Origin of the sequence: Aeromonas sp. HMWF015, assembly GCF_963878965.1 — a bacterium.
GTDB lineage: Bacteria > Pseudomonadota > Gammaproteobacteria > Enterobacterales > Aeromonadaceae > Aeromonas > Aeromonas veronii.
In genome coordinates this window covers 1-8,603 of record NZ_CAWNZT010000411.1, presented here as the reverse complement: position 1 = coordinate 8,603, position 8,603 = coordinate 1, and the positions used below count along the sequence as shown (strand labels likewise).

6 protein-coding genes and 1 pseudogene are annotated in these 8,603 nt (G+C 49.4%); all 7 read right to left on the bottom strand.

The window, feature by feature from the left end; genetic code table 11:
* Window positions 1-509: Wzz/FepE/Etk N-terminal domain-containing protein (locus AACS18_RS21100; RefSeq protein ID WP_258228786.1), on the bottom strand; the 509-nt coding region annotated here is incomplete at its 3' end.
* Between the two features lie 73 nt (window positions 510-582).
* Window positions 583-3,207 carry an SLBB domain-containing protein gene (locus AACS18_RS21095; protein WP_181363350.1) on the bottom strand — a complete coding sequence of 875 codons (2,625 nt, stop codon included), beginning with the start codon at window positions 3,205-3,207 and terminating at the stop codon, window positions 583-585.
* Window positions 3,208-3,344: 137 nt separating this feature from the next.
* Window positions 3,345-4,427, bottom strand: a complete 1,083-nt coding sequence (locus AACS18_RS21090) for an LPS O-antigen chain length determinant protein WzzB (RefSeq protein WP_108613225.1) — start codon at window positions 4,425-4,427, stop codon at window positions 3,345-3,347.
* Window positions 4,428-4,474: 47 nt separating this feature from the next.
* Complete coding sequence (gene rfbC / locus AACS18_RS21085) at window positions 4,475-5,014, bottom strand: dTDP-4-dehydrorhamnose 3,5-epimerase (protein WP_108613224.1); 540 nt, start codon at window positions 5,012-5,014, stop codon at window positions 4,475-4,477.
* Between the two features lie 183 nt (window positions 5,015-5,197).
* The gene (rfbD, locus tag AACS18_RS21080) at window positions 5,198-6,085 is read right to left on the bottom strand and encodes a dTDP-4-dehydrorhamnose reductase (protein ID WP_108613223.1); all 888 of its coding nucleotides are present in this window, start codon (window positions 6,083-6,085) and stop codon (window positions 5,198-5,200) included.
* 174 nt (window positions 6,086-6,259) lie between these two features.
* Window positions 6,260-6,484: pseudogene (locus AACS18_RS21075) on the bottom strand (NAD-dependent epimerase/dehydratase family protein); the annotation flags it as partial.
* A gap of 192 nt (window positions 6,485-6,676) precedes the next feature.
* On the bottom strand, window positions 6,677-8,603 hold a 1,927-nt coding region (locus AACS18_RS21070), incomplete at its 5' end, for a polysaccharide biosynthesis protein (protein ID WP_108613222.1).

The following is an 8,603-nucleotide window of genomic DNA, read 5'->3' as shown; positions in this document are numbered from 1 at the left end:
GTTGGTTCCACGGACTTGCCAAGAGGCATTTCACGCACCCACTTTTTGCCGGCGACATCGTAGACATCTTCATCAATCACCAATTCACCGGTCGCCTTGTCTGTTTTGGTAACAGCCATCAACGGCACTTCCAACTGATGTTGGCGGATAAAGTGACTTAAGAATTGACGGGATTTCCCAATTTCGACCGCAATAGCCGTCTTGTCCTGACCACCGCCACCACTGAGATTGACACCAGCCAAGCTAGCAAGACCGCCAAATTGGGCAGCCATAGCAGCAAGTCCACCCCCTTGCTGCTCCGTAGATGGGGCAAGCAAAGCCTCTGAACGATAAATATTTGGCAGTGAGAGTGCAAAAATGACAGCAATAACCGCACCAACCAAGGTACTGGCGACTACCCACCACTTACCACGCCAAAGCGCCGCGAATAATTCACGCAAATCGATTTCATCTTCCTTCCCTCCGTTCATTGCCAAGGTTAAAGGAGGATATTCTTTTACTTGTGCCATAACAAACCAGATCTCAGAAGAGTCAGGTGACCTTCACCACCTGACTGAATGGGTGACCAAATAAACGATGCAATTACTTGATTGCACTCCACGCGACACCCAGTTGATAGAGGACCTGTGTTGCAGAGGTCATGATACTCAGGTTATCCAGATAATCAGAATCCACTGGTACCACGATGGTATCCCCTGGCTCCAGGCCTTTGCGGCTACCAAACCAGCTATCACCAGGCAGCATCACACTACCATTTGCTTTGATCACGTAGATACGGTCGGTATCAGCCTGTTTTTTGGTTCCCCCGGCACGGCTCAAGTAATCATTAACACTCAGGTTACCGTCGTAAACATGTGAGGAGGGGAATTGCACCATCCCCTGAATAGAGACCACATTTTGTAACGCAGGCACATAAAGCTTGTCGCCATCTTGCAGCATCACGTCAGCCTGCTTATCTCCAGACAAAACCGCCGGCATATCGATGGTCATGCGACCGACAGCCTTGCTGTTTTCCAGCTGATTTACTACCGTCATCGCCTCTGCAGGCGAGCTGTTGTAGTTAGCGATACTGGATTGACGACGCAGTGTCATCGTCGCGATCTCTTGCTTTAGCTCATCACGCAGCAACACGATTCGTTCTGCTTCCTGTTTACGCAGCGCTTCACGGGCAAAGACAGCACCATTCGGATTGGCGTAGGGGGTTATACCACCAACACGCTGGATCAAATCATGCAAACTTTCTCCACGACGAACCGTATAAGTTCCCGGATACTTCACTTCACCAAACACCTGTACAGTTGCTTCTTCACGCCACTGAGGATGAGGCAATACGTTCAAACTGTCTTTTGATTGCACCAATGGCGAACCGATCACCCGATTTGCAGTTGCCAAATCCAGACGCTGATTTTCAATTGCAATATCATTCCCTCGCTCACTCACGCGAGATAACTCAATCACATTCGCCTGTTCGTTAAACCCGCCAGCAGCCATGATCAAATCATGGGTTCGACTATAAGGCGTTAAGGGATAAATCCCCGGATATTTAACCTCACCACGCACTTCAGCAATCTGTACCGGTTTACCTTGTGCTGCTTGAGCTTTCAAACGTTCAATAACCGGAGAGAGCAAAGCTTGACGAGAGGCACCAACTAACGCCCCAGTCTTGGTCGTATTAGACACACTAGCCAAAGTCATCTTATCTTCTTTAGCCAGTTGAGCACGACTAACATCGGCACCTGTACTGTCGTCTACAGCGTTGACTTGTTGCTCAAGGCGTTGGTTAGCCTGATTATCAATACTGGTCGACGAGCTCTGAGTGCTCGCCAGCTGCTTCAGTCGATCGGTTGCATCATTGCTGAAAATAAGCACCTGATCCCGCGGCTGCAAACGAATGTCATCTTCCCCGCCCGGCATTTCCAGCACACGTCCCAGATTGAATTGCAGCACCTCGATATTACGTTGCGCATCCACCTCACGCACGACCAGGGCATAATTCAGGTCAGTGACCGATGTCAGATCGCGGTCGGCATTTTGCAACACACGACTGATCCGCATTCCCGGCTGAAAGCTGAAGACACCTTCACGAACTACGGCACCTTTTACCACAATCGCCTGGCTATATTCGGTGCTGCTCGGCTTGACCGTGACTTTGTCGCCATCACGCACAACAAACTGACGATCATGCTGATTTGACAAGTTCAGGTTAAATACCCGCATCCCGGTTTCACCATAACGGGTCACCGAAACCTCTTTAAGTGCAGCAGCCTTTATGCCGCCCGCAATCCCAAGCACATTAACCAGGGCTGCGGGACCACTCAATTCATAAATAGCCGGGCGTTTAACCAAACCATCGATACTCACTTCACTGCCTTTAGCAGGGATAAACACCGTATCACCGGAGCGCAGACGGATATCCTGGCTGGTATCGCCCCAGACCAACATTTTGTAGAGGTCGACATCGATCACTTTTTGCCCTGCACGCTTGACCTGGATCTTGCGCAGCGACCCCACAGTATCTATACCACCCGCAGCCTGCAGAGCCTGGGTCACGGTAGCCATCGCATTGACGTTGTAAGCACCGGGGCGATAGGCATCACCCATCACAAAAACCTGCATAGTGCGCAGAGCGCCAAAACTGATAAACGCCTCTACTCCAATTTTTTGCTCTTTGATCCGGTTTTCCAGTTCAGTGCGTAGTTGCTGGAAGGTCTGGCCACTGGCGGCAATCGGGCCAAGGGAGGGGAAGTCGATAAAGCCCTCACGGCCAATCGCCAAGGAATAACTCGCATTCTCCTTGCCGTAGAGCTGAACCCGGATTTCATCACCCGGCCCCATCACATAATCGTCTGCAACCGGCATATCCACCACGGGCGCATCTGTCAGAGGTTCCCCGGCAAAAACGCTATAACCAAAAGGCTGTAATGCCCCCTCTTGCACTACACCAGCGACCAAAGGCCGCTGAGACTCTTGGCTGTAATCCACTTCACGTGGAGCAGCAACAGGCGCAGTATTAACCGGAGTAACACTGCTTTGCTTGTTACTTCCTCCCAATTGGGATGGGTCGATACCATACTGAGCAGCCAGTGCCTGCTGCTGGGCAGGAGATAATTGTTTAAATTTTGCCATCATCTCAGGCGTGATTTGTGGTGCAGCCATAACTGGCAAACCCATCAAAGCCAGTGAGAGAAGCAATCCCTTTTGTTTCATTTTAGTTATTCCACCCAATACCCATAAAAATAAATACCATGATAACCATGAGCAAAAACGGCGGCATGGTAGCATTAAGCACTAACGAAGTCATATCCAAATGAATAGCATTCAAACTCGATGCTCAAACAAAAACATCACGCCTCTTCTGATCGATGAAAGGCATGCCGTACCAGCACAATCGTAACGCCTAACATGCCCCCCAGCAGAGTAGCCAGTATAACAATTAGTGGGCGCTTGGGCTTATCACGGGTAAACGGTTCCTCCGGCGAATCGATCATATTAAATGACTGAAAATCAGCATTTGTAAGTTTCAATGCTTTTAGACTACTTAATTGCAGACGAATTTTTCCTAATTCAGGGTTAAGCAGCTCAGGATCTTTAATCTCATTCAATATTTTAAATTTTTCAGCTAGGCCTTTCGTCCCTAATTGAATATTGAAAACCTCTTGGCTATCAATTCGCTCAAGAGGCTGATCTACACCAGCTGCCTTACTAATACGCAAACTATATCCAACCCGCTGAAGCTCCTCCTGCTTTTTCAGTAAAGTTTCAACTTTAGCACTGTCATATTGTGCAGTCAGCGTTTTTATTCTGTTTTGCCATATGGATTGTAACTCTGCATTTTTGCTTTTGAGTTGCTGCTGCTGGACAAAGTCTATATAATTTTCTAATCGCTGAAGAGCAAGTTCAGGCGTTTCAGCAGAAAAACTCAACGTCATCTCTTGACTGGTTTTATCCTGAATCTTGGCTGATACAGACTCAGCTAACTTGCTCATTATCGCACGTCCGTCGCGCTTATCAGAGATATCAAGTTTCTCTATTTCTGCTGCATAGACACCTTCTTGCGTCAAAAAAGCCCTCTTATTATTCATACTATTAAAAGCTGAGATAAAGCTCTGGTAAATAGCGGGTCGCTCAAGCGATGAAAAATCAGGAGTCGTCAAAGACGAACCTGACATGATTGCTTTTAATTTATCTACAGCTAGCTGTAAGGCCGCCACTTGGGGCACTGACGGTTCAGAAATGACAGCCTGACTAGTCCATACCTGACGCGCAGTCATGGCGTAAAAAATACCCGCAACAGCAAACGCACCGGTTACCAATAATATCAATATTTTTTGACGCCACAGCACCAGCAGCAGCTCTCGCAGATCGATCTCGTCTGATGCAGGTATATGTACTAACTGATTTGGAATAACTGGCGTTTTATCGCTCATATCTTTCTCTTGTTATAGCTATTAAAAATGTTACAACTGGAGCACTCTTAAAGTACCGCAACAAAGCAGGGGGCCAGGCGATCTTTATCCGATAGCAATAAGGGGCGCGTATCAGATAATGGCCACTGAACCGCCAAATCAGGACTATCCCATCGAATTACGACTTCATCATTGGGATGATAATAATCTGTACATTTATAAAAAACATCTGCAGTCTCGCTTAACACATAAAAGCCATGGGCAAAACCGGGAGGGATCCACATAAGTTCACCTCGCACTGCATCCAGTATATGGCCCACCCAACGACCATAGGTCGATGATGCAGGGCGAATATCTACTGCCACATCAAAAATTTGGCCACTGATCACCTGTATTAATTTACCTTGAGGATGTGAACATTGGTAATGCAATCCTCGCAAGGTCCCCCCTACTGAACGGCTCAAATTATCCTGAACAAAAGAATAATGCCCACAATAATGTTCAAACTCTTCCTGGCGAAAAGACTCACGAAAATAACCACGATGATCAGAAAATATTTCTGGCATCAATATCATCACGTCTGCTAATTTTGTAGCCTTAAATCTCATTAACACATCACCAAAATTTAAAACACCTTGCGGTTGATTATTCACATCAATGAGGTGGATTCAACCCCTCACTGATATTTTCCAGACTAACCAATCGCCCCCTTCATTCACCACCACTCATCACATGTTTATTGTTCAGGGCAAACGGCAACAATCCTGACTCCGGGGGGCCTAGCCAGTAATTTACTTACCGAGGATCTCGGTCAACATCCGCTCCACACCGACGGTCCAGTCAGGCAGCACCAGATCAAAAGTGCGCTGGAATTTACCGTTATCAAGGCGGGAGTTATGGGGGCGTTTGGCCGGAGTCGGGAAGGCGCTGGTCGGCACTGCATTGAGTTGTGTCACCGCCAGTTCAACGCCCACCTCTCTGGCTTTGGCAAACACCAGCTGGGCGTAGTCAAACCAGGTTGTGGTACCGGAGGCAATCAGATGGTACAGCCCGGCGACCTCGGGTTTGCACTGCGCCACGCGAATCGCATGGGCAGTGCAATCGGCCAGCAACTCGGCACCGGTCGGAGCGCCGAACTGGTCATTGATCACTGACATCTCGCTACGCTCTTTGCCAAAGCGCAGCATGGTCTTGGCAAAGTTGGCACCCCGAGCGGCGTAAACCCAGCTGGTGCGGAAGATCAGGTGACGGGAACAAAGCGCGGCCCCTTGCTCACCCGCCAGCTTGGTTTCGCCATAGACGTTGAGCGGGGCGGTTGCATCGGTTTCCACCCAGGGGCACTCACCGCTGCCATCGAACACATAATCGGTGGAGTAATGCACCAACCAGGCCCCCAATACTTCCGCTTCTTTGGCTATCGCTGCCACGCTGGTCGCGTTGAGCAGCTCGGCAAACTCCCGCTCGCTTTCGGCCTTGTCGACTGCGGTGTGGGCTGCGGCGTTGACAATCACGTCCGGCTTGACCAGACGTACCGTTTCGGCCACCCCTGCCGGATTGCTGAAATCACCGCAATAGTCGCTGGAGTCAAAATCAACGGCAGTGATACGCCCGAGCGGCTCCAGTGCGCGTTGCAGCTCCCAGCCTACCTGGCCGTTTTTGCCAAACAGCAGAATATGCATCAGGCACGCTCCCCATCGTTTTGTTCAATCGCGGAATAGTGCTGCTCAATCCAGGACTGGTAGGCACCGCTCTTGACGTTGCTGACCCACTGCTGGTTATCCAGATACCACTGCACGATTTTGCGAATCCCCGATTCGAAATTTTCTTGCGGTTACCAATTCAGCTTGATGTTCATCTTGCTGGTGCAGGGCAAATACCCGATCCAGCTCGGCGCGGTTGCAGATATCCACCTGCTCAAACGCATAACGCTCGCTTGTCGATACATCGGCTAGGGATTCCAGATTGCCGGCATAGGTGAGTTTATTGAGATTAATAACGGCATCCTGAGTATCACGAATGATATGGCGCACCACGGCAGAGCCGATAAAGCCGGCTCCACCCGTAACGAGAATTTTCAACATATTTAAGCGAGCATTTCTGCGATATAAGACCGACTGACAAGACATGCTTGAAGGCTACGCTCTGACAGAGCATTGCACCTAGAGTTGCTTCGACACAAACATGCTAATGATGCTCCACATACGGTCCCTCTGTCCATCTATCGGCTCCGTCATTCATGCAAACGGTGGGCATTCCATAAAACACACCGTTTAATACATTGGCTGATGACTCTCTGAATTAAGAAAATCAATGTCCTCGACCACACTTAGGCTCGGTTCATGCGGTAAAGTATTTTTTGCCTGCCACACCAGATCGCAGATCCCATCGGTGGGATTAAAGCCTGTCGGCATACTTAATAGCAGGCTACGGATCTGCTCATGATCAAAACGGAAACACGCATCATCGAGCTCAGCCAAAAACGCACGCAGTTGTGGCCATGGCAACATCGACTCTGAGGCTTTCATGATCCGGGGATGGGCAGTGCCCTCAACCTGTTCACCAATTAACAGCTCTTCAAACAACTTCTCGCCAGGTCGCAAGCCAGTGATCTTTACCTCGATATCCCCAGTGGGATGTTGTTCGCTCTTGAGCTTCAGGCCACTCAAGCGGATCATCCGATGCGCCAAATCAATGATCTTGACCGGCTCACCCATGTCCAACACAAACACATCCCCTCCCTGCCCCATAGCTCCCGCCTGGATCACCAATTGTGATGCCTCAGGAATGGTCATGAAATAACGAATGATGTCAGGGTGAGTCAAGGTCAAGGGGCCACCATCGCGAATTTGCTTGCGAAACAACGGTACCACAGAACCCGAAGAGCCCAGGACATTACCAAAACGCACCATGCAAAAACGGGTTTGCCGTTGCGCGGCAGCCAACGATTGCAATACCAGTTCGGCCAATCGTTTGGTGGTGCCCATGGTATTAGTGGGCCGCACCGCCTTATCAGTTGAAATCAGCACAAAGGTTTCAACCTTGGCCCTGATAGCGGCCTGAGCACAGTAAAGGGTACCAAAAACATTATTGCGCACCCCTTCAACAACGTTGTATTCAACCAGCGGGACATGCTTGTAAGCGGCAGCATGGTAAACAGTCTGGATTTTGAAGGTACTCATCACTGCTTGCACGCGATGTTGCCGCTGAACCGACCCTAGTAATGGCACTATCTCAACCTGCAACCCTTCTTGCCGGCTGATTTCTTGCAGCTCTTTATCAATGGCATATAAGCCATATTCAGACAGCTCAAACAACGCCAATCGCGCAGGTTTGCAACGGATTATCTGGCGGCATAATTCAGAACCGATGGAACCACCCGCTCCCGTCACCATCACCCGTTTGCCAGATATATTGGCATTGATCAGTTCAGGGATCGGTGCAACAGCATCACGCCCCAACAAATCCTCAATGCTGACCTCTTTAAGCTCATCGATATGAGCATTCCCCTCAACCAGATCTGCCATACCAGGAATAGAGAGAACCTCACATGGACACTGTTCCAGCCTATTGATTACCGCTTGCCTGACACTACGCGAAGCACTCGGTATGGCCAACAAGATCTTTTTAATATCAAAACGCTCGATCAATGCTTCGATAGCGTCCGTACTGTAAACGTTCACCCCCTGGATCACGGTTTTAACCAAAGCGGGATCATCATCAACAAACGCCACCGGCAGATACTCCTGCCCTTGATTCAACGCCAGTTGTAACTGGCGCCCAGAAGAGCCAGCACCGTAAATCAGCACCGCAACACGTTGCTGACCACTACGCTGTACCAGCGCCCGGAAAAACAGTCGCACACCACCGATCAGCAACACTGAAAATGCAAAATAGATAACCGAAACCGTTCTGGGAAGTGGAACTTCCATAAAAAACGCCAGCATGACCAAAGACATGGTGGAAAGGAGAACACCGAGTGACACAGTCCACAACACCTTGAAACCGACATAGCGCAATACTGCGCGATACAGCCCTAACCGCATAAAAATTACGATGGTTATCGGTAGTAACAACGCCAGCATTTGCCAGTGCAGTGCACTCTGCAATGGAATATTGGCATCCAGCCGCACCCAATAACCACCCCAGAATGCCACAGTTAGCAATAGCAGATCAGCACATATACTAATCCCCCGTTTA

Excerpts from the sequence above, each read along its gene's own strand:
- AACS18_RS21095 (WP_181363350.1), bottom strand. The coding sequence starts at position 3,207 with ATGAAACAAAAGGGATTGCTTCTCTCACTGGCTTTGATGGGTTTGCCA.
- rfbC (WP_108613224.1), bottom strand. The coding sequence starts at position 5,014 with ATGAGATTTAAGGCTACAAAATTAGCAGACGTGATGATATTGATGCCA.
- rfbD (WP_108613223.1), bottom strand. The coding sequence starts at position 6,085 with ATGCATATTCTGCTGTTTGGCAAAAACGGCCAGGTAGGCTGGGAGCTG.
- AACS18_RS21090 (WP_108613225.1), bottom strand. The coding sequence starts at position 4,427 with ATGAGCGATAAAACGCCAGTTATTCCAAATCAGTTAGTACATATACCT.